The 24,686-nt window shown below is 33.5% G+C and carries 21 protein-coding genes; 11 read left to right on the forward strand and 10 right to left on the reverse strand.

Going from position 1 to position 24,686, the window contains the following annotated elements; translation table 11 throughout:
* The first annotated feature begins 45 nt into the window (after nt 1-45).
* Both SLW70_RS10640 and SLW70_RS10645 read left to right on the forward strand, forming a co-directional pair.
* Nucleotides 46-1,038, forward strand: a complete 993-nt coding sequence (locus SLW70_RS10640) for a Kelch repeat-containing protein (RefSeq protein WP_320888352.1) — start codon at nt 46-48, stop codon at nt 1,036-1,038.
* A gap of 14 nt (nt 1,039-1,052) precedes the next feature.
* Entirely contained in the window at nt 1,053-2,870 is a 1,818-nt protein-coding gene (locus SLW70_RS10645) for an arylsulfatase (protein WP_320888353.1), read from the forward strand.
* Between the two features lie 68 nt (nt 2,871-2,938).
* Here SLW70_RS10645 and SLW70_RS10650 read toward each other — a convergent pair whose 3' ends face one another.
* The 6 genes from SLW70_RS10650 to SLW70_RS10675 form a co-directional block, all read right to left on the reverse strand.
* On the reverse strand, nt 2,939-4,153 hold the full coding sequence (locus tag SLW70_RS10650; protein WP_320888354.1) for a peptidylprolyl isomerase: 1,215 nt from the start codon (nt 4,151-4,153) through the stop codon (nt 2,939-2,941).
* Between the two features lie 22 nt (nt 4,154-4,175).
* Complete coding sequence (locus tag SLW70_RS10655) at nt 4,176-5,285, reverse strand: peptidylprolyl isomerase (protein WP_320888355.1); 1,110 nt, start codon at nt 5,283-5,285, stop codon at nt 4,176-4,178.
* 13 nt (nt 5,286-5,298) lie between these two features.
* Complete coding sequence (gene gldI, locus SLW70_RS10660) at nt 5,299-5,985, reverse strand: gliding motility-associated peptidyl-prolyl isomerase GldI (RefSeq protein ID WP_320888357.1); 687 nt, start codon at nt 5,983-5,985, stop codon at nt 5,299-5,301.
* Nucleotides 5,975-6,997: a bifunctional oligoribonuclease/PAP phosphatase NrnA gene (locus tag SLW70_RS10665; RefSeq protein WP_320888358.1), complete on the reverse strand. Its 1,023-nt coding sequence runs from the start codon at nt 6,995-6,997 to the stop codon at nt 5,975-5,977. Before SLW70_RS10665 ends, gldI begins: the two co-directional genes overlap by 11 nt.
* A gap of 204 nt (nt 6,998-7,201) precedes the next feature.
* Nucleotides 7,202-8,455 (reverse strand): voltage-gated chloride channel family protein, encoded by a 1,254-nt coding sequence (locus SLW70_RS10670; protein WP_320891787.1) that lies wholly within the window; start codon nt 8,453-8,455, stop codon nt 7,202-7,204.
* A gap of 215 nt (nt 8,456-8,670) precedes the next feature.
* The gene (locus SLW70_RS10675; protein ID WP_320888359.1) at nt 8,671-9,057 is read right to left on the reverse strand and encodes a RidA family protein; all 387 of its coding nucleotides are present in this window, start codon (nt 9,055-9,057) and stop codon (nt 8,671-8,673) included.
* Between the two features lie 440 nt (nt 9,058-9,497).
* On the opposite strand from SLW70_RS10675, the gene SLW70_RS10680 reads away from it, so the two are divergent.
* Nucleotides 9,498-10,205 (forward strand): hypothetical protein, encoded by a 708-nt coding sequence (locus tag SLW70_RS10680; protein ID WP_320888360.1) that lies wholly within the window; start codon nt 9,498-9,500, stop codon nt 10,203-10,205.
* A gap of 131 nt (nt 10,206-10,336) precedes the next feature.
* Here SLW70_RS10680 and SLW70_RS10685 read toward each other — a convergent pair whose 3' ends face one another.
* Genes SLW70_RS10685 through SLW70_RS10700 form a run of 4 tightly spaced genes read right to left on the reverse strand, consistent with a single transcriptional unit; the run spans nt 10,337 to nt 13,786 of the window.
* Nucleotides 10,337-11,689 (reverse strand): dihydroorotase, encoded by a 1,353-nt coding sequence (locus tag SLW70_RS10685; RefSeq protein WP_320888361.1) that lies wholly within the window; start codon nt 11,687-11,689, stop codon nt 10,337-10,339.
* Nucleotides 11,690-11,693: 4 nt separating this feature from the next.
* On the reverse strand, nt 11,694-12,647 hold the full coding sequence (locus SLW70_RS10690) for an L-threonylcarbamoyladenylate synthase (RefSeq protein ID WP_320888362.1): 954 nt from the start codon (nt 12,645-12,647) through the stop codon (nt 11,694-11,696).
* A gap of 12 nt (nt 12,648-12,659) precedes the next feature.
* The gene (locus SLW70_RS10695) at nt 12,660-13,496 is read right to left on the reverse strand and encodes a DUF6671 family protein (protein ID WP_320888363.1); all 837 of its coding nucleotides are present in this window, start codon (nt 13,494-13,496) and stop codon (nt 12,660-12,662) included.
* A gap of 5 nt (nt 13,497-13,501) precedes the next feature.
* Entirely contained in the window at nt 13,502-13,786 is a 285-nt protein-coding gene (locus tag SLW70_RS10700) for a hypothetical protein (RefSeq protein ID WP_320888364.1), read from the reverse strand.
* 535 nt (nt 13,787-14,321) lie between these two features.
* On the opposite strand from SLW70_RS10700, the gene guaA reads away from it, so the two are divergent.
* From guaA to mnmA, 8 genes are all read left to right on the forward strand, one after another.
* Nucleotides 14,322-15,851, forward strand: coding sequence for a glutamine-hydrolyzing GMP synthase (gene guaA, locus SLW70_RS10705; RefSeq protein ID WP_320888365.1), 1,530 nt, complete (start codon nt 14,322-14,324; stop codon nt 15,849-15,851).
* 105 nt (nt 15,852-15,956) lie between these two features.
* Complete coding sequence (locus SLW70_RS10710; RefSeq protein ID WP_320888366.1) at nt 15,957-17,909, forward strand: LysM peptidoglycan-binding domain-containing protein; 1,953 nt, start codon at nt 15,957-15,959, stop codon at nt 17,907-17,909.
* Complete coding sequence (locus SLW70_RS10715) at nt 17,909-18,310, forward strand: OsmC family protein (protein ID WP_320888367.1); 402 nt, start codon at nt 17,909-17,911, stop codon at nt 18,308-18,310. Before SLW70_RS10710 ends, SLW70_RS10715 begins: the two co-directional genes overlap by 1 nt.
* A gap of 114 nt (nt 18,311-18,424) precedes the next feature.
* Entirely contained in the window at nt 18,425-18,658 is a 234-nt protein-coding gene (locus tag SLW70_RS10720; protein WP_320888368.1) for a DUF3820 family protein, read from the forward strand.
* 154 nt (nt 18,659-18,812) lie between these two features.
* On the forward strand, nt 18,813-20,429 hold the full coding sequence (locus SLW70_RS10725; RefSeq protein WP_320888369.1) for a CTP synthase: 1,617 nt from the start codon (nt 18,813-18,815) through the stop codon (nt 20,427-20,429).
* 83 nt (nt 20,430-20,512) lie between these two features.
* Nucleotides 20,513-22,411, forward strand: coding sequence for a membrane protein insertase YidC (yidC, locus tag SLW70_RS10730; RefSeq protein ID WP_320888370.1), 1,899 nt, complete (start codon nt 20,513-20,515; stop codon nt 22,409-22,411).
* A gap of 105 nt (nt 22,412-22,516) precedes the next feature.
* Entirely contained in the window at nt 22,517-23,230 is a 714-nt protein-coding gene (locus SLW70_RS10735) for a hypothetical protein (RefSeq protein ID WP_320888371.1), read from the forward strand.
* 260 nt (nt 23,231-23,490) lie between these two features.
* Complete coding sequence (mnmA, locus tag SLW70_RS10740) at nt 23,491-24,678, forward strand: tRNA 2-thiouridine(34) synthase MnmA (RefSeq protein ID WP_320888372.1); 1,188 nt, start codon at nt 23,491-23,493, stop codon at nt 24,676-24,678.
* Nucleotides 24,679-24,686 lie beyond the last annotated feature (8 nt).

Genomic DNA, 24,686 nt, shown 5'->3' on the forward strand with positions numbered 1-24,686 from the left:
CTGTAGGTTTTGTGATTTTGAATAAAGAATACCTGTAAAATTAAAATGAATAAAAAAATACTATTTGTAAGTTTCTTAATGTTACTCTTGGCTATGGCTTGTGCTAAAAAGTTACAACCTACAGCTGAAATTAATAAAGTTTGGACAACCGTTTCATCGGCAGATAATTCATTGCCAATCGCTCGTCATGAAGCTGCTTTTATAAGAGTGGGTAAAAAAATGTTTCTTTTAGGCGGGCGTGGAATTAAACCGACAAGCATTTTTGATATCGAAACACAAAAGTGGACTAAAGGAACAAAACCACCTATTGAATTGCATCACTTTCAGCCTGTAGTACATAATAGTAAAGTTTATATTATTGGAGCTTTGACAGGACCTTATCCAAGTGAAACGCCAGTGCCTAATATTTATATATATGATACTAAAAAGGATATTTGGTCAAAAGGAGGGGTCATTCCTGCAACTCGTTTGAGAGGTTCTACAGGTAACGTTATTATAGGGAATATGGTTTATGTCTCTTGTGGTATCATTGATGGACATAGAAGTGGACACCAAAAAGGTTTAGACAGTTATAATATAATTACAGCTAAATGGGAAGTGTTACCAGATGCTCCACGAGCTAGAGATCATTTTCAGGCAGTAACGACTAATGGTAAAATCTACGTACTAGGAGGTAGGCAATCAATGGCTCCAGACAAAACATTTTCTGAAACAATTGGAGAAGTGGATGTGTACGATATAAAAAACAGGAAGTGGGAAACATTGAAGGAGGAGTTACCCAATCAACGTGCTGGATCAATGTCTACTGTTTATCATAACGAAATTTTAGTGATAGGAGGTGAGTCAATTCGTCAAGGGCATGCACACAATGAGGTTGATGCTTTGAATATCACCAATCATACTTGGCGTGTTTTCCCGTCTTTAGTAAGAGGACGACACGGTTCGGGAATATTAAATTATAAGGATGTTTTGTATATAGCATCAGGAAGTGGTAATAGAGGTGGATCACCAGAATTAACAACAATGGAAAAATATTAATTGTAATTATAAAAATGAAAATATTAAAGACGACGGTACTTTTGAGTGTTTTAATTCTAGGGTGTGTCTCTAAAAATGAAGCGCAATCAGTAAAGAAATCACAACCTAATGTAATCCTGATTATTACAGATGACCAAGGGTATGGCGATTTAGGAGCTACAGGAAATACTATTATTAAGACGCCAAATATTGACTCTTTTTATAATGAAAGTTACCACTTAACAGATTTTCATGTTGGACCTACTTGCGCACCTACTCGTTCCTCTTTGATGACTGGACGATACGCTAATAGTGTTGGGGTTTGGCATACAGTAGGAGGATGGTCTTTACTTCGCGAAGACGAAAAAACTTTAGGTGATATGTTTACTCAAGCAGGTTATATAACTGGGGCTTTTGGTAAATGGCACCTAGGAGACAATTATGATTTTAAACCAGAAAACAGGGGGTTTCATGAAACCGTAATGCATCAAGGTGGAGGAATTGAACAAACACCTGATTATTGGGGAAATACGTACTTTGATGATACTTATTTTAAAAATGGAAAGCCTCAAAAATACAAAGGGTATTGTACAGATGTGTTTTTTGAACAAGCTATCAACTTCATTAAAACGAATAAAAACAAACCTTTCTTTTGCTATCTAGCTCCTAACGCTCCTCATGGGCCATACAATGTTCCAGTTGAATATTACAACCTATATAAAGATCTTCCTGAAACAGTTTTAGCTGACAAACAAAAACGTTTTTACGGAATGATTTCTAATATCGATGATAATTTTGGAAAACTTCGTAAAGCTTTAACAAAATTAAAAGTGTCTGATAATACCATTTTGATATACATGACAGATAACGGAACTGCTGCGGGATATTATGCTAAAGGAGCAAAAGTAACTGGTTACAATGCTGAAATGCGTGGCACAAAAGGAAGTGAATACGAAGGAGGGCATCGAGTACCTTTCTTTATTTATTGGAAAGATGGGAAAATTTCAACTCCCAAAGATATTGATGAACTAACGGCACAACTAGATATCATGCCTACATTGGCTGAAATGTGTGGAATTGAGTTGCCAAAAGACCATAAAAAAATAAACGGAAAAAGTATTCTTCCTTTATTGAGAGGAACACAAACTTCTGATGATCGTATATTAGTTACCGATTCTCAACGTATTCAAAATCCTGAAAAATGGAAATCCTCTGCCGTGATGCAAAACAAATGGCGTTTAATTAACGGAAAAGAATTGTATGACGTTGCCAATGACAAAGGTCAAAAAAACAATATTGCAGCACAAAAACCTGATAAAGTGGCTGAAATGAGAAATTTCTATGAAAACTGGTGGAAAGAAGTTTCTGTTGATTTTGATAAAGAAGTTTGTTTTAAGATAGGTAATAAACTAGAAAATCCAATCACACTAACCGCTCATGACGTACATGCGGCTAACGGACAACAACCTTGGAACCAACCGAGTATTCGTGAAGGACAAAAAGGATCAGGATATTGGAGTGTAAACATTCTTTCAGAAGGTACTTACGAGCTATCACTAAGAAGATATCCGCTCGAGGCAAATTTAGCTTTAAATGCATCAGCAAAGGCTATAACTAGAAAAGAAATTTCAGGTCTTGAGGAAGATGTTCCTGCCGGAAAAGTTATGAATTATGTAGCAGCAACTATTAATTTTGGGAATACTGTAAAAGAAAAAGTAAATGTATCACCTACTGATTTTGCAGCTAACTTTAGAGTACATCTAAAAGCAGGTAAAACAACTTTAAATGCTAGTTTTATAGATGACAAAGGAGAGGAGAATGTTGCCTATTACGTGTACATAAAGAAAATATAAATACACAAAATTGTATAATAAAAAACTCCAGAATGCTCTGGAGTTTTTTACTATATAAGTATTTGGTTTTATTGCTTGCTTGCAGTCTTATCTTTAAATGCTTCTATTTCAAAAATAAGTGTAGCATTTGGCGGAATCACACCACCAGCGCCACTTTCACCATAAGCTAAATTGGATGGGATAACTGCAATGATTTTTTCACCAATGGTTAGTAATTCCATAGCCTCAGTAAATCCTGGAATCATACTGTCTTTTTTGCCTACTTCATAAGGGAAAGGTTGGTATCCGTTTTGAGCTGCACGATTAGGGTTGTGTTGTCCGTAAGTTTTACTTAACTCTTCATAACTAGTGTCAAATAAGGTTCCATCTTCAAAATAACCTGCATAGTGAAAGTAGATTGTTGAGCCAGGAGCAGGTTTTACTCCGTTTCCTTTGTTGATTACTTTATACGCTAAACCTGAAGCTGTTGTTTTAGCCGAAGCTTTAACTTCATTGATATATGCTTTTTTAGCTGCTATTACTGGGGCATATTTTTCAAAGTAAGCTCTTTTTTGTTCTTCTTGTAGAGCGATCTCTTTTTGTCTGTTTTCTTCGTCAATCAAAGCTTGTTTTTTATCGTCTTCTGCTTTGTTATTGAAATAATTAGTAAAAACTTTAGCAGCATCAAACTTTTTAGCCAAAGCACCCACCTTTGTGATGGTAATTTTTGTAGTTACATCTCCTTGAGTGATAGCATTAACAATATCCATACCTTCAGTAACATGTCCAAAAATAGTATGTTTTCCATCTAACCAAGGTGTTTCTTTATGTGTAATAAAGAATTGACTTCCATTGGTTTTCGGTCCAGAATTAGCCATCGCTAGGATACCACCTTTATCAAATTTTAATTCTGGCAAGAATTCATCTTTAAAGGCGTAGCCTGGATCTCCTGCACCCGTTCCTTGTGGGTCTCCTCCTTGAATCATAAAGTCATTAATTACTCTATGAAATTTAAGACCGTTAAAAAAAGGCTTTCCTTTTAGTTTTTCATCTTTTACGAATTTGTTTGTTCCTTCAGCAAGTGAAATAAAGTTAGCAACCGTTACTGGCGTTTTTTGGTATTCTAATTCGATAACAATAGTACCTTTAGTAGTATTTATCGTTGCAAAAATTCCTTCGGCAGGTTTTTTAGAAGCTGCTTTGGTGGTAGTTGTTGGTTTTTTAGTAACAACTGTTTTTTTTGTAGTTTGTGCTTGGATATTTAAAACACCTAAGAGCACAAGGCATAAAAATTTTAATTTCATTTTGATAATTTTAAGGTCTTTTTTATTGTTGTGATTCTAAAAGTTCAATTTCAAAAATAATATTGGCATTTGGAGGTATTACATCTCCAGCTCCACCAGCTCCATAAGCTAAATGGGAAGGAATAAATAATACAGCTTTATCTCCAAAGGACAATTTTTCAAGTCCTTCTATAAATCCAGGAATCATGCCATCTTTTCTACCCGCTTGAAATGGGATAGGAATGTATTGATTTGCTTCGGCTCTAGCAGGGTCAAATTTTCCAAATGTTTTAGCGATGTTTTGGATACTAGTATCAAAAAGTCTACCATCTTCTAAAAAACCGGCATAATGAATAAAAATTTCTGTTCCTTTTGAAGGTTTCTTACCAGCTGATTTTTTGGTAATGACATACTTTAAACCTGTTGACGTTTTAGTAGCTTTTGCTTTTAATGCATTAAAATAATTGGTTTTGTCTTCTCGAACTTCCTTGAATTTTTCATCATAAACGGATAATTCAGCAAGTTTTTTCTTTTGTTTTTCAGCCTCAACTGAGAAATAATCGTAAAATGTTTTCTCTGCATTGAATTTTTTTGCAGCTTCTCCTTTTCGAATAATTGTCACACTTTTGATAAAATCGTTTTGTTGTATCTGATTGACAACTTCCATTCCTTTATCTACTACATGTCCAAAAATAGTATGTTTGCCGTCCAGCCAAGAAGTAGGAAGGTGTGTGATGAAGAATTGACTACTGTTTGTAGCTGGTCCGTTATTGGCCATTGCCAAAACACCACCATCCGAAAATCTTAAATCGGTAATTTCATCTTTGAATTTATAACCTGCATCCCCCGAACCAGTTCCTAATGGATCTCCAGTTTGAATCATAAAATCATTGATAACTCTGTGAAACTTTAATCCATCATAAAATGGGCGTCCTTTAAGATGTTCATTGGTAACAAAATTATTTTTTCCTTCTGCCAATGTTATAAAATTTGCCACAGTTATTGGTGCTTTAGTATAATTGAGTTCAAGAATAATTTCGCCCCTATTGGTTTCAATTTTAGCATACAGACCATCAGCTAAATTATCGTTTTCGTCTTTACACGAATAAAAGCTAAAGATTATAAGTAAAAAATATAGGATGTTTTTTTTCATAGTTATTTGGTTGTTATTTAATGCTGTCTTTTCGTTTTATAGGTGTTTTTGGGGCTTTATGTTCTGTCTTTTCAGTTGGATTGTTACTGTCGTTTAAAGCGTTTTGAAGTGCAACTTGAGTTGCTATTTTACGTTCCTCTTGTTCTTTTTGGTAAGCAACTTCAGATTTAAAATCTTTAAGTGTTACTGTGATTAATAAAGGTTCATTTGTGCCAATTTTTTTAGTATCTCCACGATATCCATATGCTTTGTGTGAAGGGAAAAAGAAGTTTACTTTTTCTCCACGATGCATTAATTTAATACCATCTCTTAATCCTATAAGTATGTCTTCCTTGTCTACATAATAGGTTTGCGGTCTGAGTTCTAGTTCTGAATAGATTATTTTGCCATCAATGTCTTTAATTTCATAGTTGAAAAAAGCAACATCTCCTTTTTTGGGAGTAATGGTGTCTTGTAGGTTTTTAGTAATGTAATTGTACCAATATCCTTTGTCAGATGTATAGTATTGTGTTTTAGAATCTTTTTTTATAATGGCTTTGATTCTTTCTTCTTCGCTTGCATTTAACTTTTTATTTCTATCAATTGATTTTTTCATAAAAGTTCCCGAAGCATGTGAAATCGGTCTTCGAACTTCTTGATTATGTTTGCAATTCAATAGGAATAGTGAAAGAAATACCCCAAATACTATTTTATAGCTCATGTTGTGTGTAGGTTAGTTGCGTTACTATATTTTCAAATTTCTGAATGGTATCTTCCATTGATAATTCTGATTTTCCTCCAGCGGCATTGCGGTGTCCACCTCCGTTGAAATGGTCTCTAGCAAATTGATTTGCATCAAAATCTCCTTGTGAGCGGAACGAAATTTTAATTATTTTTTCATCTTTATTTTCAATAAAAATAGCTGTAAAAATAATCCCTTTGATACTTAATCCATAATTAACGATTCCTTCAGTGTCTCCTTTTACATAATGGAAAGTATCAAGTTCGTCTTGGGTTAAGGTAGTGTAAGCAGTGTTATGTTCAGCAAGAATCTTCATGTTTTGAAGTGCTCTTCCTAATAATTGTAAACGACTATAAGAACTATTGTCAAAAAGTAAATTTGGAATTTGAGTGTTTTGAACGCCTAAATCAATCAGTTCAGCGACAATTCTATGAGTGTTTCCGGTAGTTCCTGGGAATTTGAAAGATCCAGAGTCTGTTAAAATTCCAGTGTAGATACAAGTTCCAATTGTTGTATCAATAAGTTCTTTTTTATCTAAAAACGAAATGAAATTGTAAATCATTTCACAAGTAGATCCAATCGAAGTATCAGAATACATATAAGTGGAGTAATCATCAGGTTTTTGATGGTGATCAATCATAATGAAAGTAGCTTTTTGTTCAGCTAAAACAACTTCCATTTCGTTACCTGTTCTATGAAAAGCATTGAAATCTAAAGTGAAAATAAGATCAGCTTCGTTTAATATTTTAGTGCAATTTTCTTTGTCTTTTTCAAATACTTTAACTGTTTTTGAACCTGGTAACCAAGCTAAAAAATCAGGAAATTCATTTGGAACAATTACTATTGCTTGATGATTTAATTTTAATAAAAAATGGTATAAGGCTAAAGTAGAGCCCATTGCGTCTCCATCTGGATTACGGTGAGGAATGATGGCAATTTTTTTTGGGCTAGCTAATAATAGCTGTATAGCTTGTATGTCTTGTGTTTTCATAGTGTGCGAATTTACATTTTTTTACTGTAAAATAGGAGTTGAAATCAAAATTAACATGATTTTAGAGGATAACTTTATCTATTGTATTTAGATACAAATTTGCTTCGCTCGTTCGGTTTCGCTTGAGCCACGAATTGGAACGAATGAATTGCGCATATAATTACCCGAAATTTGAAAATAACTTTGGGGATGTTTTTTTAAAATTTACAAATGCTTCAAGTTCGCTCTTTTAAAGCGTTGGTACAATTTGTGTTTAGCTCCTTTCGAGTTTTGGGAACTATAAATCCCTACAGAACCCGAAAACAGGTAGGCTATACAACAGGCCAAAGCAATATATAAGCCACTTTCGAACCCAAAAAGTTCCATTCCCATTGCGGTACAAGCAATTGGGGTATGTGTAGCTCCTGAAAAAACAGCCACAAAGCCCATTCCGGCTAGTAATGCGATTGGTAGCGGGATGATTAATGATAGAGCACTACCTAAAGTAGCACCTACAAAGAAGAGTGGAGTAACTTCGCCTCCTTTAAATCCACAGCCAAGTGTAAAACCTGTAAAGAGTATTTTGAGCAAAAAATCATAATTCTCACTTGGATTACTAAACGCATCCACAATAACTGGGACTCCTAAGCCTACAAATTTATGAACATTGAAAAAGTAGATGGCTAATGCCAAAATGGTTCCACCAATAAAAGGACGTAGTGGTGGGTATTTGATATTTTTGGAAAATAATCGCCCCCAGAAATGAGTGGTTCGAGAAAAAAGCATGGCCGCAAATCCAAAAAAGATACTTGCTAGTACTATCCAAAGTAAAATAGTTCCGTTTATGTTTGGAATAGTAGGAATGCTGTAATGGGTGTGTTTAACAGCCCAAAATTCAACTGTAAAATGAGCCATAAAAGCAACCGCAAACGAAAGAATGATACTTTTAAAGTCGATTTTACTACAGTATAAAACCTCAATGGCAAAAATAGCACCTGCTAATGGAGTGCCAAATACGGAAGCAAAACCAGCGCTAATTCCCATGACGATAAGTGCTCGTCTATCTGTGTTTTCTAAGTTGAAGATAATTTTGAACTGGTCGGCTATGGCACCACCCATTTGCACGGCTGTACCTTCACGTCCTGCAGACCCTCCAAAAAGATGAGTTATTAAAGTTCCAATAAGGACAAAAGGAGCCATTTTTAATGGAATCACTTTTTGCGGTTTGTCATATTCTTCTAGGAGTAAGTTGTTTCCTTTTACGACTGATGTTCCATAATAATGATAGCCTAAACCAATAAGCAATCCTCCCATTGGCAACAGCCAAACAATCCAATTATGATGTTCTCTAATTTGGGTAACCCATTCTAAAGAAACTAGAAAAAAAGCAGAGGCAGAACCAGAAAAAAAGCCTATCAAAACACAAATGAAAAACCATTTGAGTAAGATAGGCAGTATTGTTTTGACTTTTTCTAACATGAAGTTATTTGTCAGGGCAAATAAATGGTTTATGTAACCGCAGATTTGCATTTTTTTTTTTTGAATTATTCTGATGCATTTAAACCGCTTTAAAGCGGAATTAGCGCAAATTTTACACAAACCTTAAATTTAAATTTTAAGGAAGAAATCTGTGAATCTGCGGTTATATTATTATTGCATCAGTTTGCTCGGGATATTTTATAAAGTCTGATGTTTTATACAGAAAGAACAGCTGTTAATTCGATTTCAACTAAATATTCTGGAGCAACTAATTGATTGATTCCGTAAAAACCTGTAGTAGGTTTAACATCTTTAAAGAATTGAGCATGAGCAGTTGCAACTGCTTCAAAAGTACTTACGTCAGTTGTAAAAATACGCGTACGAATAACGTCTTTCATACTTGCGTTTAAATCTTCTAAAACTTTTTCAACACGTTCTAGGATGTTTAGCGTTTGAGCATGAGCATCATCAGCTTTTACTTTGTCACCGTCAATGATAGCCACTGTACCCGAAACTTCGATGATGTTTCCAATACGTACCGCACGACAATAGCCCATTTTGTCCTCCCATGGCGAACCTGTTAATATGTTTTCTCTTTTCATTTTGTTTGTTTTAAGCTGATTATTAAAATGTTATACCTAAATGATGATTCTGGTATATTTTTTGCAATTTATAAAAAATAGTCAAATAAAAAACACTGATTTTTTATTTATAAAGGCAATTGTATATAGTTATAAAATTACTGCAAATTGGCAGATTTTTTTAGATATCTATTTTTATTTGAGACGAAAAAAATAGCGTAATTCCGCTTTAAAGCGGTTTATTTGTATTTAAATTTTTTAATAAAATTAGCAACAGCGAAAGCGAATAGGCAAAGTAATCTGTGGTTGTATGAGTTTTAGTATTTATCTTCTAGATGATATATTTTGCTCTATTTTCGACTAATAAAGTAAAGTTAAAGTACAACCAAAACGGGTATTATATAAGGTTGGTTTTTTATTTTTGGAAAAAATAGTTTTAGACGTAGTCATTATAATATAGTATGAAGCGAATTCTTTTTTTTATTTTTATGATTGGTATAGTTACTACAGGGTATTCTCAAATTGAGTTTAACAAAACCTTCAAAGTAATTCCGCCTGCAACTGTTCCGCCTAAAGCGGAAGTGAAACCAGTGCCTAAAATCCCAAATGACAAAGATCCTTTTGCAGTTGTGCCCGTTCCTAATGCAAAGAATCTAGAAAAGCCTTTAGAAGACCCAACATATTCAAATGGAAAAAAACCAGCGCCTATTTCGATGATAGAGCAAAATGATTTTGACGATCCTGGGAAAGAGCTAAAAGCGAAGTTGTCAAGAAGTTTAGATAGATCATTAGTAGATCAAGGTTTAAAGGAAGATTCTCGATTGTTAGTGAAAATTGATGTGAATTTTGGAGATATTCGAACTAAATCAGAGTTTTTTGTCATTAAATGTCGAGATTTCGGTCAGATTGATGGTGATTTAATCAAAGCTACATTGAATAATCAAACGGTAAAAAGTAGATTGTTATTAGAAAATAGCTACCAAGAGTTCCGTATTTATTTTAAAGAAGGTATTAATACATTTGAATTAGAAGCATTGAACAGAGGGAGTTTGGGTGGGAATACAGCAGAGTTCCAGATATATGATGATAAAGGAAAGCATGTACGGTCTGATTTTTGGGAAAATTGGGACACAGGAGTAAAAGGAAAATTTATAATTGTTAAGGAGTGATTTATTCCTAATTATTAAAGATTGAATACTCAATAACCTTTATTAATGAACGATTATTGAATATTCAACCTATATAAAAAAAAGAGTAACGATAGGGTAGTAAGTTTTTTAAATTAGAAATTTATACTTAATTATCTTGTTTTTGAAAATTTAAGTCTCATTCCTTTATTGTTTTCATCGAAAACACCATTGTCATAAACCAGTTTCCCATTTACAAAAGTTTTGGTTACTGAACTTTTAAAGTTTTGATTTTCAAATGGTGACCATTTGCATTTGTATAAAATAGAGTTTGGAGTAACATTCCAAGTTTTATTTAAATCAACTAATACTAAATCAGCATAATATCCTTCTCTTATGTACCCGCGTTCTTTAATTTTATAGCATTCTGCTACATTGTGACACATTTTTTCAACGATTTTTTCCAAACTTATCTTTCCTTGATGGTGAAGTTCCAGCATGGCCACTAAGGCGTGTTGTACCAATGGACCACCAGAAACAGCCTGGAAATAGTTGCCTGTTTTTTCTTCGATTGAATGAGGTGCGTGATCAGTAGCAATAATATCGAGCTTGTCTTCCAGCAAAGCAGTAAGTAGACCGTTTTTGTCTTTTTTTGTTTTTATCGATGGATTCCATTTTATTTTAGCGCCTAAAACTTCATAATCTTCTTCAGAAAACCACAGATGATGAACACAAGCCTCAGCAGTAATCCTTTTTTGATTAATTGGGATTTGGTTGTTAAATAAATTGGCTTCGGCTAAAGTTGAAATATGATATAAATGCAAGCGGTTGTTGTGTTTTTTTGCAATTTCTATAACCTGTTTAGTTGCTTTATAACAAGCTTCTTCACTTCTTATTTTTGCATGATATTTAAACGGAATATCATTATTGTAAAGCTTTTTGTAGATTGCTGTATTCTGCTTGATGATTGCTTCATCTTCACTATGTAGTGCTACTAAGGTATCGGTTCTTGCAAATAATTTTTCAAGAAAATCGGGGTAATTTGCTAAGATACCTTCGTCATTGTTGAAGTACAAGCCGTCATCGGTTATTCCACAAACATTTTCTGTATTGGTTTTTAATGCCTCTTCTAAATTGTTTTTAGTTATTCCCATAAAAAAAGAATAGTTGGCCATGGAGGTTTTTGAAGCTAGGTCATACTTTTGTTCTAAAAGTTCTTGGGTAAGTGTGTTTGGAATCGTGTTAGGCATATCCATAAATGAAGTAATTCCGCCTGCTACGGCTGCTTTTGATTCAGAATCAATAGTTGCTTTATAAGTAAGGCCTGGATCACGAAAATGAACTTGGTCATCAATTACTCCTGGCATTAGTACTAAGCCTTCGGCATTAATTTCAAAATACGATTCTGAAGGATTTAAATTAATAGAGTCACTAACCTTCTCAATTCTATCATTTGATATTAAAACATCAGCTACATTAATTTTACCTTCGTTTACAATAGTTGCTTTTCGTATAATTGTTTTCATTAATTTATTTTTTGATTGCTCTTTGCAGTCGGTCATTAATAGTTTTTCCTAGTCCGTTGTCGGGCATTTTTTCTGCAATGATGACGTCTAAATTCTTTTTGTCTAAGCGATGCATGGCAGCATATAGGTTTTTGGCAGCTTCTTTCAAATTTCCTGAGTCGGATAATATTTCTTGATGTATTATAGTCTCATTTTTTATTTTGTTTTGAAATAATAACAAGCCTATTTTTTTGTTTTCAAATGATGTAATGAGTTCATCAATGTTTTGAGTTAAATAGGTGGTTGTTTTTGGAGCATAATGTCTCGAGAGCATTCCTGGTGCTTCTGGACTGCTATTGTTGTTTGATTTGACAGAGATTTTGCCAGTAATCTTTTCAATTTCTTCAATCGCGATAGAGCCATGTCTATAGAGTACAGCCTGATTGTTTTCAAATCCTATTATGGTTGATTCTACACCATTAGTACATTCGCCTCCATCTAAAATAAATTCTAGATTATCTTCGAAATAGTTAGCTACATGATTAGCACTCGTAGGGCTAATGGAACCAAAAGGATTAGCACTTGGTGCGGCCAATGGGAAGTCCAGTTTTTCTAAAAGAGCTAAAGTTAAAGGGTGATTAGGGACTCTGACAGCAACAGTATCTTTTCCTGCAGTAATTAAATCAGGAATGTGGGCTTGTTTCTTTACAATTAACGTTAAGGAACCCGGCCAAAATTGATTTGCGAGTCGGATAGCCATTTCTGGAATATCACAAGCTACCTGATGGATGAATTCTGTCGATTTGATATGAACAATTAATGGATTGTAAAAGGGTCTTTTTTTTAATTCGAATATTTTTTTTATTGCACTTTCATTGTATGCATTTCCCGCTAATCCGTATACGGTTTCAGTAGGAATTGCAACTATTTCGTTGTTTTCAAGTGTGTTTTTAACTGTGTTTATATCGGTGGTAATCAATTTTTAGTTTTTTTAAGGGTTACAATTGTCACAATACATTGGATCTTCTGCTTGTTTACCAAAAGGGTACTTTTCTTCTTCTACATAGTCGCACTTTTGACATTGATAGATGTAACTTGAAATGGAGCGTGTAGGGAAATTACATTGTTCGCAACGTAATCCTTTTTTAGCATCGGTAATTCCAAATCCAGGAGTATGGCAATGCGGACAACAACTGTTTATTTTCTTTGCTAATTTTTGGGTAGCCTGGGCTATAATTTTCATTCGGGTAGGATTGTACATTGCTCTCATATCTGTTTCGATGTAGGCGCTTCCATATAAATCGTATAATTCATTATATGCTTTGTTGAGACTTTGCCAATCAGTTATTCCTTTTTGAATGTTGGTATATTGAGTCTGAGATTTTCTAACAATTAAACCATGCGATGGAAATTTGCATTGATTTGCAAATTCAATAAGTTCATCTGTGGAGTTAACTTCTTGACCATTATAATTGGTTTCAAGGCTTAGTTCTCTTGCGATTATTTCTAGATTGTTTTTTTTATCAATGAATACCAAAAATTCATCGTCAGCGGGTGCGATAAAAACACTAGGATGCCTTCCAAAGGAGCCTTCACTAGCAATTGCTAAATCATATCCCATCAAATCCATGGCTTGGTAACATTTCTTTTTCGCAGTAGTAATAGGATCATCTTTACGGTCTACCTCGCCGGTAAACGTTCCTAATTGATCGGTGTCAAAAGAAGTGGTGACCACACATTTTACGCCTAATTCTTTTTCTAATATTGGCGCAATAACCATTTCTTTTTGGTGTTTTGTTGCAATTAATAATTTTCTGCCTTCAAACATTACTGTTATTTATTTGTAATCAAACGAATGTTTACTTCAGATTGTATTTCAAAAGTTTGGTTGTTTTCTTGGGCTTGAGTGATTAAGTTTAATATTTTTTCAAGACTTTGATTTAGTTCTGGAATTCTTTTAGAAGATACTTCATCATCTTTTCCAAAACGTACTTCTGTGCTGAAATTTTTTGTGGTGTGAAATTGAATTTTATTCGAAAATAAAGTAGTTAGTATTTCTTTCGCTTCCGAAGCCGAAAATGATCCATCAATAAGTTTGAGGTTTTCCAAATTGTTCATTGTTAGTTTTTAATTAGGTTATTGAGATAAGTACCCATTACAATTGAGAATGTGGTGAACAAATTGCTGTATAAAATATTATTTGTAGTCAATGCAATTGTCAAAAAACTTAACATTATAAATAGATTGAGGTAGATTTTAACTTTCGGATTTTTCATTTTTATAAATTGATTGGTTATGTTAAAATGTTGTGCTGCAAATCTCAATATTTTTATTCATAAGTTTTTATTTATATGTGTAATGGAATGTATAAAATTAATTTATGTTAAATAACTAGTGAGTTTTAATGAATTATCTTGATTTAAATGCTGCCATTTAAAATCAGCTAGTTCTTTAACTGAGTTATTGTGTTGGTGTTACTGTAGTGTAATATGAAAATTGACAAGAGTGGTTGTAAGCAGTGTAATCAAATTAAATGTTCTAAAAAACAGGAAGGATGTGGGGTTTGAATTTATGGATTTATTTTTTTTTAGAGGATTGAAAAAAAAACAAAAATCAATTTTACAATCCAAATTTAAAAAGTAATTTTGCGCCCATGCAACACAACGTACTTATTTTAGATTTCGGATCGCAATACACTCAGCTGATTGCGCGTAGAGTTCGCGAATTAAATATATTCTGCGAAATTTTCCCTTACAATCATTTTCCAGATGATTTGTCAAGTTATAAAGCGGTAATTTTAGGAGGAAGTCCTTTTTCTGTTAGAGGAGAAGAAGCTCCACATCCTGATTTATCTCAAATTAGAGGTAAACTGCCTATGCTTGCCGTTTGTTACGGAGCACAATATTTAGCCCATTTTAGTGGAGGTGAAGTTGCTGCATCTAATACAAGAGAATACGGTAGAGCTAATTTATCCTATATTAAGGAAGGTGAAACTTTCTTTGAAGGTGTTTCTGAAAATAGCCAAGTTTGGATGAGTCATAGTGATAGTATCAAAGCTTTGCCTACCAATGGAGTAAAGTTAGCCAGTACACATGATGTGGAATATGCTGCATACAAAATTGAAGGAGAAACTACTTATGCTATTCAATACCATCCTGAGGTTTTTCACTCAACTGATGGTTCAAAAATGTTAGAGAACTTCTTGGTGAAAATTGCCGAAGTGCCTCAAAATTTTACTCCTAACGCTTTCGTTGAAGAAATCGTTGCCGAAATGAAAGAGAAAATCGGAAACGACAAAGTTGTTTTAGGTCTTTCAGGAGGTGTAGATTCAACAGTAGCTGCGGTTTTATTGCACAAAGCAATTGGTAAAAACCTATATTGTATTTTTGTTAATAACGGTTTGCTACGTAAAAATGAATTCCAAAGCGTATTAGATCAATATGAAGGAATGGGCTTGAATGTAAAAGGAGTGGATGCTTCTCAACGGTTCTATGATGCCTTAGCTGGAATTGAAGATCCTGAAAAGAAAAGAAAAGCCATTGGAAATGCCTTTATCGAAGTATTTGATGATGAATCACATAAAATTGAAGATGTTACTTGGTTAGCTCAAGGAACAATATATCCTGACGTTATCGAATCGGTTTCTGTAAAAGGACCATCAGCAACGATTAAATCACACCATAATGTGGGTGGTTTGCCTGATTATATGAAATTAAAAATCGTTGAACCTTTGCGTATGCTTTTCAAAGATGAAGTACGTAGAGTAGGAGCGACTTTAGGAATTGATCCAGAATTATTAGGAAGACATCCTTTCCCTGGACCAGGATTGTCTATTCGTATATTAGGAGACATTACTTTAGAGAAAGTTAGAATCTTACAAGATGTAGATAAAGTGTTTATCGACGGATTAAAATCTTGGGGATTGTACGATAAAGTTTGGCAAGCCGGTGCTATTTTACTTCCAGTAAATAGTGTAGGTGTTATGGGTGATGAGCGTACTTATGAAAAAGTAGTGGCACTTCGTGCAGTAGAATCTACAGACGGAATGACGGCTGACTGGGTACATTTACCTTATGAGTTTTTGATGAAAGTATCTAACGATATTATCAATAAAGTTAAAGGAGTGAACCGTGTCGTTTATGATATTAGTTCTAAGCCACCAGCAACTATTGAGTGGGAATAAAACAATACATTGATTAAATGTTTATTATAAAACGGTATCAGATTTTTGGAATAAAATTTGATACCGTTTTCTTATCTTTGAAGCAATAATTTTTTAAATCAACCAATGAAGTATTTTTTTATAATTTGTCTGCAGTTTTTTTTATTTATCAATGTTAGTTTTTCTCAAGAAAAAACAATTACACATAAGGTTGAAGCAGATGAAACAATAGTTGAAATTGCTAAAAAATACCAAGTCACTCCTTACGATATTTACCAACTTAATCCTGATGCCCAAAAAAGATTAAAACCTAATATGGTATTGTTGATTCCATCGAAGGCTGGAGCCAAAGTAACTGCAGTTGCGCCAAAGTTAACATTGCCTACAGGTTCTCATGAAGTGATGCCAAAAGAGACAATCTATGGGATTCAAAAACAATATGGTATTACTGAAGAAGCTTTAAAAAAAGCTAATCCGTTTTTAGAGACTGATGGTTTGCAAATAGGGCAAGTTTTAGTTATTCCTTATAATAGATTAAATAAGTCTGAAGCACCAGTAGTGACTGAGAAGTCGGTTTATCACGAAGTACTTCCGAAAGAAACAAAGTATTCTATCGCGAAGCAATATGGAATTACTATTGAAGAGCTTGAGAAATTAAATCCAGAAATTGTACCTAATTTAACTATTGGGTATAAATTATTAATAAATGGAGCGCCTACTCCTGCTAAAGTTATTAAAACAGTTGAGCCGTTAGAAGTTAAAAAAGTTGTTTTAAATCCGCTTGCTAATGATTTAAAAAAGGAGGTTACTTATACTACTTATGAGGTAAAGCCACAGGAAACATTGTATAGTTTATCTAAAATGTTTGATTTGTCTCAGGACGAATTGATAAAATTAAATCCAGCGCTAATCAATGGTGTTACTATTGGTATGGTATTGAAAGTACCGTCAAAAACGGCTCTACAGAACCAAGTAAAAAAAGAATTTACTTCTTTATCTAATATCATAGCAGAAGGAAAACGAAAAAGATTGGTGATGTTGTTACCGTTTAATATTCCCAATGTACAAGGGGATACCGTGAACTCTACTACTGAGCGTTTGAAGAAAGATAAGTTCTTGAATATGACGATGGATTTTTATGCTGGAGCTTTGATGGCAATTGATTCGGCTAAAGTTTTAGGTTTACCTATTGATATTGAAATTTATGATTCACAAGAAAACAAGTATGGATCGAATGTGCCAGCTTTAATTCAGAAACACCAATTACAATCGGCAAATGCAATTATTGGTCCGTTTTATCAAAGTAATGCTGAAGTAGCAGCTAAATTGTTGAAAGAAACCAATACACCTGTAATTTCGCCTTTGTCTAAAGATGTAGGGAATCCGTATCGTAATTTGTATCAAACGATTCCTTCAACAGAAACAGTTAAAAATACCATGTTTGATTTTATGCGTTCCAATGGCGGAAATATAATGGCTGTTGTGGATAGAAAAAAAGAATCCATTATTAAGTATATCAAAGAAAATCAAAAAGGTGTTCCTTTTGTAGCTTTTACAAGTAATGGAAGTGTTTCGGTTGAAAGTTTTAAGAGTTTATTGGTAAAAGGGAAAATGAACTATGTGGTGATGGAAACTGCTAATACTTGGATGATAAAAACGACTTTGGCGATGATGCTAGGAGTAATGAATGATTATCAAGTACAACTTGTGATTTTAGAGCCGAATGATACACTGGATTTTGAGGAAATTAAATTTGAAAATTTGGTAAAATTGAAATTGATGTATCCATCAGTGACTCGTGAAAATATTTCAAATGAAGCTGTTATGTTTGAAAAGAACTACAAAAAAGTGAATACTATTTATCCTGGAACTTATGCAACTCGCGGTTTCGATGTTACTTTTGATACCATGATGCGTCTAGTGCAAGATGTGAAATTTGAAGAAACAGTCAATACGGTGGCGACAAAACAAGTCGATAACCAATTTGAATATTATTTAAAATCAGATGGAGGGTATACAAATAAAGGAGTGTTTATTTTATATTATGATTCAGATTTAACTATTAAAGAAGCAAAATAATGACATCAAAAGTGACCTATTTAGGAGATTTAAGAACATCATCGATTCATTTGCAATCTGGAAGCGAAATCATTTCGGATGCTCCTTTGGATAACAACGGAAAAGGGGAGGCTTTTTCTCCTACGGATACTGTGGCTAATGCTTTAGCGACTTGTATGTTTACTATTATGGGGATTAAAGCTCGTGATTTGGACGTAGATTTGACTGCTTCAACAGCTTCGGTAACGAAAATTATGAATGCTGAACCAAGAAAAATTGGTACTATCGAAATTACATTTGATATGGATGTGGCAGTCGATGATAAAACTAAAGTAATTTTAGAAAGAGCTGCGATGACTTGTCCAGTGTTTTTGAGTTTGCATCCTGATATCGAGAAGAAAATCAGTTTCAACTGGAAGTAAGATATTTTTTTTCCACTTTTTTAATTTGTGGTAATTCGTGTAATTCGTGTCAAAATTATTATAAAGATTTGAACCAGAGTAATGTGTTATACGTTACTCTTTTTTTATTTTATCATGGATAAAAATCAAGAACAACTCATCAAACTAGCCCATACAAAGATGCCTTTTGGTAAATACGAAGGACGCTATTTGATTGATTTGCCCGAATATTATGTGGTTTGGTATCAGAACAAAGGATTTCCAAAAGGAGAATTAGGTCAACAACTTCAATTGATCTATGAATTAAAATTGAATGGATTGGAGGAATTGATACGAAATATTAAAAAAAGGTATCCCAAATCTAGATAATCTCTTAAATTTTAGTAGGTTTTTGATATATAAATTAATCTGTCGGTCAATTGTCAAATTTCCCAATTATCTCTTTTTTAAATTAGCATAATCCCAATTTATAATCGTATTTTTGCATCGTTTTTTATACAATTACAATACAAATTAGAACAGAATGAATCAAACGAAATATATTTTTGTTACTGGTGGTGTGACTTCTTCATTAGGAAAAGGAATTATTGCAGCATCATTAGCAAAATTGTTACAAGCCAGAGGATATCGTACAACAATTCAAAAGTTTGACCCTTATTTAAATGTAGATCCAGGGACATTAAATCCTTACGAACACGGGGAATGTTATGTAACTGATGATGGTGCTGAAACTGATTTGGATTTAGGACACTACGAGCGTTTCTTGAACGTTCCTACTTCTCAGGCAAATAACGTCACTACTGGTAGAATTTACCTTTCTGTTATTGAAAAAGAAAGAAGAGGGGAGTTTCTAGGGAAAACAGTACAAGTAGTTCCTCATATTACCAATGAAATTAAAGACAGAATGCAATTACTTGGTAAATCAGGTGATTATGATATTGTCATTACTGAAATTGGTGGTACTGTCGGAGATATTGAATCATTACCTTATATTGAATCTGTACGTCAACTAGTTTGGGATATGGGTGAAAATAATGCTATTGTAATTCATTTAACATTAGTTCCTTATTTAGCTGCAGCAGGTGAGTTAAAAACAAAACCAACACAGCACTCTGTAAAAGCATTGATGGAAAGCGGTATTAAAGCAGACATCTTAGTTTGTAGAACAGAGCACGAAATTTCAAATGAAATTCGTAATAAATTAGCGTTGTTTTGTAACGTAAAAAGAGAAGCAGTTATTCAATCTATTGATGCTTCTACTATATATGAAGTGCCTAATTTAATGCTTGAAGAAGGCTTAGATATTGTGGCTCTTAAGAAGTTAGATTTACCTAAAAAAGCGGCTCCAGATTTAAAACATTGGAACACTTTCTTAAAAAGAATTAAATCCCCAAAACATACAGTTAATATTGGTTTAATTGGCAAATATGTTGAAATGCAAGACTGTTACAAGTCGATTTTAGAAGCTTTTATTCATTCAGGAGCGGCTAATGAGACTAAAGTAAATGTAATTTCATTGCATTCTGAATATATTGACGAAGAGTCGGTAGCAGAGCAATTTAAAGATTTAGATGCTATACTTGTGGCTCCTGGTTTTGGTGAAAGAGGTATAGAAGGTAAAATCGCTGCGGTACGTTATGCACGTGAAAACAAATTACCATTCTTTGGTATTTGTTTGGGAATGCAAATGTCAGTTATTGAATATTCAAGAAACGTTTTAGGATTAGCAGAAGCAAATTCAACTGAAATGAATCCTGAAACACCTAATCCAGTGGTTAATTTGATGGAAGATCAAAAAACTGTGACGGATAAAGGTGGAACGATGCGTCTTGGAGCTTGGAAATGTGAAATTAAACCAGATACTTTGGCTTACAAAATTTATGGTCAAACTACTATTTCAGAGCGTCACCGTCACCGTTATGAGTACAATAACGAATACCTTGATGCACTTCAAAATGCAGGCTTAAAAGCTTCAGGTGTAAATCCTGATACTGGTTTAGTTGAAATTGTTGAAATTGAAGATCATCCTTTCTTTATTGGTGTACAATACCATCCAGAATATAAGAGTACAGTAATCAATCCGCATCCTCTTTTTGTCAATTTTGTGGCAGCTGCAGTGCAGGCTAAGAAAAATAAATAAAAATATTAAGCATTTCTTTTTTTCAGACTTTGAAAATTAGAAATGCTTTCAACTTTAAACTATTCACTTTTTTACATATTAAAATGGAAGAAAAAAAATTTGATCCTAATTCGTTAATTGGTTTTGTACTGATATTTGGAATTTTACTTTGGATAATGTATCAAAACAAGCCTGACGAAGCTCAGATTGCTGCAGAGAAAGCACAAAAAGAATTGGTTGCAAAAGAAGAATTAAAAGCTCAAGAAGTAGCAAAAACCATTACAATGGCTGCTGCTACAACGGTGAGTGATACCCTTCAATTGGCACAATTACAAAAATCATTAGGGAGCTTTGCTTATTCAGCGACTTTACCTTCTGCTCAAGGTGGAATTACAACTCTTGAAAACAATTTAGTTACTTTAAAAATAGCTAATAAAGGAGGTTATATTGTTGAAGCGACTTTAAAGAACTTTGAAAGATTCAAGAAAGGTTCTGGCGAATTGGTTCAGTTAATTAAGGATAATAACTCTAGTTTAAACATTCAGTTAGTAACAAAAGACAATCATACTTTAAACACTAAAGATTTATATTTTGAACCTACACTAACTAAAAACGGTGAAGATCAAATATTATCGATGCGTTTAAAATCAGCTGAAAATCAATATTTAGAATATAAATATGTATTGAAGGCCGATGATTATATGTTGGATTTTGAAATTCAAACTCAAGGATTAAACAACGCTTTGGTATCTTCAAAACCATTAAACCTAGAATGGGATTTAAAGACCTATGCTAATGAAAAAAGCATCAACTATGAAAATCGTTATGCTGAAGTATATTTTGAGTATGAAGATGGTAAAACGGATTATTTAGGTTTAGGAAGTGATAAAACGGATGATCCTTCTAAAGTGTCTTTCATTGCTTACAAACAGCATTTCTTTTCATCTATTTTGTTGACAAGTACGCCTTTTGAAAAAGCGGATTTGTATTCAAATAATTTAGTGAATGACGAAGAAATAGATACTATTTTTACAAAACAATTCAAATCTAAAGTGCCTTTAGCATTCAAAAATGGTGAAATTGACCAAAAAATGAATTGGTATTTTGGACCTACAGATTATAAACTGTTACAATCATACGATAAAAATTTAGAATCAATTGTACCATTAGGTTGGGGGATATTTGGATGGATCAACCGTCACGCTTTTATTCCTATGTATAGTTTGTTGAGTTCGTTTATTGAGCACGGATGGGCGATTGTATTATTTACAATTTTGATTAAATTGTTAATGTCTCCAGTAACCTATAAGTCATTCTTGTCACAAGCAAAAATGAAAGTACTGAAGCCAGAAATTACAGAATTGGGAGAGAAATTCAAAAAAGACCCAATGAAAAAGCAACAAGAAACAATGAAATTATACAACAAAGCAGGGGTAAATCCTATGGCGGGTTGTATTCCTGGTTTGTTGCAAATGCCTGTCTTTTATGCGTTGTTCCAATTTTTTCCGTCAGCGATTGGATTGAGACAACAATCATTCCTTTGGGCAGATGATTTGTCTTCTTTTGATTCCGTTTATGCTTTGCCTTTCCGAATTCCAGGTTACGGAAGTCATATCAGTTTGTTTCCTATTTTAGCTTCGATTGCGATTTTCTTCTATATGAAATTAACAACTGGAGACCAACAAATGGCACAACCACAACAAGAAGGGATGCCAGATATGGCTAAGATGATGAAAATCATGATTTATATCTCGCCTTTAATGATGTTGTTTTTCTTCAACAGTTACGCATCAGGATTGAGTTTGTATTATTTTATTTCCAACTTAATTTCAATCGGATTGTTATTGGTTATCAAAAATTATATTGTGGATGAAGATAAAATTCATGCTCAAATTCAAGAGAACAAGAAAAAAGAGCCGAAAAAGCCAAGCAAGTTCCAACAAAAATTACAAGAGGTAATGGAGCAACAAGAGGCTATGAAAGCACAACAAAAAAAGAAATAATTCAACCAAAAAAATCTCGTTCATTCGAGATTTTTTTGGTTTTAGCTGTAATTTTGTGTGCCCTTAAGCGTTATATACTAATTGATATAAATTTTAAAAAAATATATGAAATCATTAAAAGGATACTTGTTAACAGTTTTGATGGTGTTAAATTCTCTTTTTAGTTATGCACAAGTAGATTCAAATAAATTAGATGCCCAAGGTAAAAAAGATGGACTATGGAAAGGGGTTTATGAAGAGTCAAAAAGGCCAAGATATGAGGGAACATTTTCTCATGGTAAAGAAGTAGGTTTGTTTAAGTTTTTTGATGATACTAAATTAGGTTCTGTCATTGCAACTCGAGAGTTTAGTCCAATTGACGGAAGTGCTTATACTATTTTTTATGACCAATCAAAAAACAAGGTCAGTGAAGGAAAAGTAGTCAATAAACTTTTTGAAGGAGAATGGAAATACTATCATCATGCTTCTAAAGTTGTAATGACTATCGAAAATTATAAAAACGGAAAACTGAATGGCTTACGTTCTGTCTTTTATCCAAATGGAAAAATCGCCGAAGAAACCAATTATAAAAATGATGTAAAAGAAGGTCTTTATAAGAAGTATTCTGAAAATGGAATTGTACTTGAAGAAACTGTTTATAAAGCCAATGAATTCCATGGCCTTGCCATCTTTAGAGAAGGGGATGGAAACATTGTTTCTCAAGGTAAATTTTCAAATGGTAAAAAAGTAGGTGTTTGGCAGTTTTTCGAAAAAGGAAAATTAGTCAAAGAAACCAATATGAGTAATCTAAAAGCGGCTAATAGTCAAAAAGGTAATTAACAACAAGGTTCGTTCTATAAAAATAAAAAAAAACAACCACCGCAAATTCGCAGATTATAATAAAATTTTTGATTGTAAATAAATCGCTTTCAGCGAAATTAGCGCAAATTAATTTATCCCTAATTACATAATAAAGGTTGTAATAATCTGCGAATCTGCGGTTAAGTAAACAGACTCGTTCGGGCTGGAATTAACAAATTTTAAGTCAAATAGCGGTATAAAACTTTGTACCTTTGCGCTCTCATAAAACAAATTTTAAAATGAAACGTGTTGTAGTAGGTCTTTCGGGTGGTGTTGATTCCAGTGTAGCAGCTTATTTGTTACAGCAACAAGGATATGAAGTAATCGGTCTTTTTATGAAAAATTGGCATGATGATTCGGTTACTATATCGAATGATTGTCCGTGGTTAGAAGACAGTAACGATGCTTTATTAGTAGCTGAGAAACTTGGAATTCCTTTTCAAACGGTTGATTTAAGCGAAGAATACAAAGAGAAAATCGTGGACTATATGTTCAACGAATATGAAAAAGGTCGTACTCCTAATCCGGACGTGCTTTGTAATCGCGAGATAAAATTTGATGTTTTTATGAAAATCGCCCTTAGTCTTGGGGCAGATTATGTAGCAACAGGTCATTATTGTCGTAAAAGTGAAATAGAAGTAGACGGTAAAACCGTTTACCAATTGAAAGCTGGTGTTGACAATAATAAAGACCAATCGTACTTCCTTTGTCAATTATCTCAAGAGCAATTGTCTAAGGCTTTGTTTCCCATAGGTGAGTTAACCAAACCAGAAGTCCGTGAAATTGCTGGCGAAATGGAATTGGTAACTGCTGAAAAGAAAGATTCGCAAGGACTTTGTTTTATTGGAAAAGTACGTCTGCCAGAATTTTTACAACAAAAATTACAACCGAAAGAAGGTCAAATTATACAAATTGACGCTTTGGATTCTATTTATAATACTAAGTCGGATGCGAACGTTTCTGGTATTGAGGCTTTAACTTTAGCTTCGAACAAAGTAAATTATACACCTACAATGGGTAAAGTGGTGGGGAAACACCAAGGTGCTCATTATTTTACAGTGGGACAACGCAAGGGGCTGAACGTAGGTGGAACCAAAGAAGCCTTGTTTGTTATAGCGACCAATGTAGATACCAATACCATATATACTGGTATGGGAGCAGAACATCCAGGATTGTTTAGAAGCGCTTTGTTTATTGAATCGTCTGAGGTACATTGGATTCGTGAAGATTTAGCTTTGGCCAATGGCGAAACCATGGAAGTGATGGTTCGTATTCGTTACCGTCAACCTTTACAAAAAGCAATTTTACATCAATTTGAAAACGGAATGTATATTGCTTTTGAAGAGCCACAATCAGCAATTACAGAAGGTCAGTTTGCCGCTTGGTACCATGATGATGAATTGATAGGTTCAGGGGTAATTTCTTAATTTTTTTG

It is taken from the genome of Flavobacterium sp. NG2 (assembly GCF_034119845.1).
Classification (GTDB): Bacteria; Bacteroidota; Bacteroidia; order Flavobacteriales; family Flavobacteriaceae; genus Flavobacterium.

Excerpts from the sequence above, each read along its gene's own strand:
- SLW70_RS10710 (WP_320888366.1), top strand. The coding sequence starts at position 15,957 with ATGAAGTATTTTTTTATAATTTGTCTGCAGTTTTTTTTATTTATCAAT.
- SLW70_RS10650 (WP_320888354.1), bottom strand. The coding sequence starts at position 4,153 with ATGAAATTAAAATTTTTATGCCTTGTGCTCTTAGGTGTTTTAAATATC.
- mnmA (WP_320888372.1), top strand. The coding sequence starts at position 23,491 with ATGAAACGTGTTGTAGTAGGTCTTTCGGGTGGTGTTGATTCCAGTGTA.
- SLW70_RS10695 (WP_320888363.1), bottom strand. The coding sequence starts at position 13,496 with ATGTTTGAAGGCAGAAAATTATTAATTGCAACAAAACACCAAAAAGAA.
- SLW70_RS10655 (WP_320888355.1), bottom strand. The coding sequence starts at position 5,285 with ATGAAAAAAAACATCCTATATTTTTTACTTATAATCTTTAGCTTTTAT.
- SLW70_RS10670 (WP_320891787.1), bottom strand. The coding sequence starts at position 8,455 with ATGTTAGAAAAAGTCAAAACAATACTGCCTATCTTACTCAAATGGTTT.
- SLW70_RS10700 (WP_320888364.1), bottom strand. The coding sequence starts at position 13,786 with ATGAACAATTTGGAAAACCTCAAACTTATTGATGGATCATTTTCGGCT.
- SLW70_RS10735 (WP_320888371.1), top strand. The coding sequence starts at position 22,517 with ATGAAATCATTAAAAGGATACTTGTTAACAGTTTTGATGGTGTTAAAT.
- SLW70_RS10645 (WP_320888353.1), top strand. The coding sequence starts at position 1,053 with ATGAAAATATTAAAGACGACGGTACTTTTGAGTGTTTTAATTCTAGGG.
- SLW70_RS10725 (WP_320888369.1), top strand. The coding sequence starts at position 18,813 with ATGAATCAAACGAAATATATTTTTGTTACTGGTGGTGTGACTTCTTCA.
- SLW70_RS10665 (WP_320888358.1), bottom strand. The coding sequence starts at position 6,997 with ATGAAAACACAAGACATACAAGCTATACAGCTATTATTAGCTAGCCCA.
- SLW70_RS10640 (WP_320888352.1), top strand. The coding sequence starts at position 46 with ATGAATAAAAAAATACTATTTGTAAGTTTCTTAATGTTACTCTTGGCT.
- SLW70_RS10720 (WP_320888368.1), top strand. The coding sequence starts at position 18,425 with ATGGATAAAAATCAAGAACAACTCATCAAACTAGCCCATACAAAGATG.
- SLW70_RS10680 (WP_320888360.1), top strand. The coding sequence starts at position 9,498 with ATGAAGCGAATTCTTTTTTTTATTTTTATGATTGGTATAGTTACTACA.
- SLW70_RS10685 (WP_320888361.1), bottom strand. The coding sequence starts at position 11,689 with ATGAAAACAATTATACGAAAAGCAACTATTGTAAACGAAGGTAAAATT.
- SLW70_RS10675 (WP_320888359.1), bottom strand. The coding sequence starts at position 9,057 with ATGAAAAGAGAAAACATATTAACAGGTTCGCCATGGGAGGACAAAATG.
- guaA (WP_320888365.1), top strand. The coding sequence starts at position 14,322 with ATGCAACACAACGTACTTATTTTAGATTTCGGATCGCAATACACTCAG.
- gldI (WP_320888357.1), bottom strand. The coding sequence starts at position 5,985 with ATGAGCTATAAAATAGTATTTGGGGTATTTCTTTCACTATTCCTATTG.
- yidC (WP_320888370.1), top strand. The coding sequence starts at position 20,513 with ATGGAAGAAAAAAAATTTGATCCTAATTCGTTAATTGGTTTTGTACTG.
- SLW70_RS10715 (WP_320888367.1), top strand. The coding sequence starts at position 17,909 with ATGACATCAAAAGTGACCTATTTAGGAGATTTAAGAACATCATCGATT.